We start from the raw sequence: 2,569 nt of genomic DNA on the forward strand, positions 1-2,569 counted from the left end.
CAGCATACTTATGCAATGAATCAAAGACTCAAGRCACTAGGTGCTGCATCAAGCAACGTTCGCCCTGTTGTCGGCTGACGGTGTCAGCTCGTGCTGAGTGGCGCGGTTTTCTCAACGTCGAGCTGGTGGTCGGCCCAGACGTAGCTTTCGGGCAGCAAGTCGGTGATCAGGACGGTTCGGATGCGGTCGCCCTCGCCGACGATGACCTTCAGGGCAGGGAAGTAGTCGAGAAGGACCTGGCGGCACCGGCCACACGGGGGGACAACCCCCCGGTCGCGGTCGCCCACGGCGACGATGGTGTCCAGCTCGTAGGCGCCCTGGGCGGCTGCCGCGCCGATGAGGACCAACTCGGCGCAGGGTCCTCCGGTGAAGTGGTAGGCGTTCACCGCGGTGACGATCCGGCCGTCCCGGGCGCGGGTTGCGGCTGCCATGGTGTGGTTGTCGCCCCAGCAGCGTGTGCGAGCGACGTGGGCTGCGGCCCGGATGAGTTCGTGGTCGACGGGGTGGGCCTGCGTGGTCATCTTCTCTGCCTTCGTCAGGTGTCAGGCGACGTTGGCCCGCGCGACGATGGCGTGCAAGCGAATATCGGCGCTGTGCTTGTTCCGCCAGATGAGTAGCCGGTCGACCGCGCGGTGCGATCAAAGAGCCAACCCTAAGGGCAGGCAACGACATTGGAGCTGGACTGCTGCACGGCCCAACCGCTCCGTGTCCCTATCGAGCGCCGGTGGCGCGGCTCCCGCCGGTCCGCCGGGCTTGAGCACCGTCCTGCTGTATGTGCCCGGATGGCATGGGTGCCTCCTGCTCCTGGTGGTCGAACACCACAGGACCCTGACCCGCGCCTCCGACAGCCGACGGTCCCGCCCATACTCCCGCCCCGCGCGAGGCACGCCTACGGCACACCGCGCGGCTGCTGCGGGGCACCGCGCCGCCGGTCGCCCGGGTGACCGAGGCGTCCGGCAGTGCCGGCCCCTTCCACTTCAGCCATGCCCTCCGCCGGCGCTGCGGGGTGCCTGCACGCGACTACCGAGCGGCAGAGCGGGTCACTTCTTGACCGCGACACCGCACACGGAGACGTCGGCCGTGTCCTCCTCGGCCCGGTCGGCGTCCGGGCGCCAGGCGGCCGTGGACACGACCCCCGGCTCCACCAGATCCAGGCCGGCGAAGAAGGATGCGATCTCCTGGGGCGAGCGCAGGTGGTAGGTGTTGGCCGACTGCCCGTTGTAGACCCCGACCGCGGTGTTGAGCGCCTCGTTGGTGTTCGTGCCGTCGCTCAGGACCAGGTAGCTGCCCGGGGGCAGGGCCGACATCAGCGTGCTCACCAGGTCGGCGGGGCGCTCGGCGTCGGAGATCTGCCCCATGATGCCCAGCATGGTCAGGGCGACCGGGCGGCTGAGGTCCAGGGTCTTCGCTGCTTCGGCGAGGATGCGTTCCGGGTCCCTCACGTCGGCGTCGACGTAGGCGCAGGCGCCTTCACGCGTGCTGGTGAGCAGCGCCGCGGCATGGGCCAGGACGATCGGGTCTGCCGAGCAGCCCACCCGCTTGCCGAACTCCGGTCGCCCCAGGCCCGCCCGGATGCGCAGCAGCTTCAACTGCCGCCCGAAAGCGGTCACCACCCCCGCTCCCGGCTCGTCCCCGGGCCTCCGGCTCCCCTCCCTGGCCGCCCTGGACCGGCACCACCGCCCGCTCCTCACCAGCCTCTTCGTCCCGTACCGTCGTCCTGCCTTACGCCTCCCCCCGTTCCGTACACCGCCACCCGCCGCCGCGTACGAAGGGTTCGCGTCGGCGCGTCACCACTGGTGACGCTGGGCCACGTCTCGCGATCGTGAGTACATGACCGCAACGCAACCACTCGCGACGGTGAACCGGCCCGCGAGGCGCTCGACCTGGCCCTGAACGCCGTGGTGCCGTTCAACAGCCCCTCCATCGACGCCGCCGTCAAGCAACTGACTGCCGACGGTTTCCCGGTCACCGACGAACTGCTCGCCCGGCCCTCCCCGCTCCAGTACGACCACATCAACCTCTACGGCGAGGTGCGGCCGGACGTGGCCGAGCGTCTGCCACTGGGCAGCGGCGAGGGTGCCGCCGAGCGGAGCGAACCTGAGTAGCCAGATCCTGCGGCCCTTCCGATGAGGGCGGGCCGGTGCGACCTGCGCCGTCCGGCCGACTGTGGACGTTGTGCAGCAGCACCGCGGCGAGGGCCATGGCGTCACCGACCGATCATGTAAATAAACTTTGACATGGTGTCCGGTGCGCTTTACATTGACGGATGTCAGCTTTGTTTTACATGAGGAGCGGGCATGGCCTTCGAGGAAAAGCGCGCCTGGGTGATGATCCTGGTCTCCCTGGCCGCGTACACGCTCTACGTGACGACCGTCCTGGGCCGGGCCGGCGACGGCCCGCTCGCCGACGTCGCCTACGCGGGAACCCTGCTGTGGACCATCGGCGGCGCCATCGTCGCCGCGATCGTGACCCACATCGCGATGGCCGTCGTGGGCGGCCCCGGCGCCGACCGCACCGACGAGCGCGACCGTGAGATCAACCAGGTCAGTGAGCGCATCGGSCAGTCGAT

2 protein-coding genes and 2 pseudogenes are annotated in these 2,569 nt (G+C 69.3%); 2 read left to right on the forward strand and 2 right to left on the reverse strand.

From position 1 onward, the window contains the following. Window positions 1-83: 83 nt before the first annotated feature. Both DIZ27_RS44775 and DIZ27_RS44785 read right to left on the reverse strand, forming a co-directional pair. Window positions 84-521, reverse strand: a complete 438-nt coding sequence (locus DIZ27_RS44775; RefSeq protein WP_109383965.1) for a cytidine deaminase — start codon at window positions 519-521, stop codon at window positions 84-86. A gap of 519 nt (window positions 522-1,040) precedes the next feature. Beyond that, window positions 1,041-1,610, reverse strand: coding sequence for an SAM-dependent methyltransferase (locus DIZ27_RS44785; RefSeq protein WP_375232095.1), 570 nt, complete (start codon window positions 1,608-1,610; stop codon window positions 1,041-1,043). 252 nt (window positions 1,611-1,862) lie between these two features. On the opposite strand from DIZ27_RS44785, the pseudogene DIZ27_RS44790 reads away from it, so the two are divergent. Together DIZ27_RS44790 and DIZ27_RS44795 are read left to right on the forward strand one after the other, a co-directional pair. Beyond that, window positions 1,863-2,105 (forward strand): annotated as a pseudogene (locus DIZ27_RS44790) (Tn3 family transposase); the annotation flags it as partial. A 192-nt stretch (window positions 2,106-2,297) separates the two neighbouring features. Then, window positions 2,298-2,569, forward strand: a pseudogene (locus DIZ27_RS44795) (hypothetical protein); the annotation flags it as partial.

Source organism: Streptomyces sp. NWU339 (genome assembly GCF_003143855.1).
Taxonomy (GTDB): Bacteria; Actinomycetota; Actinomycetes; order Streptomycetales; family Streptomycetaceae; genus Streptomyces.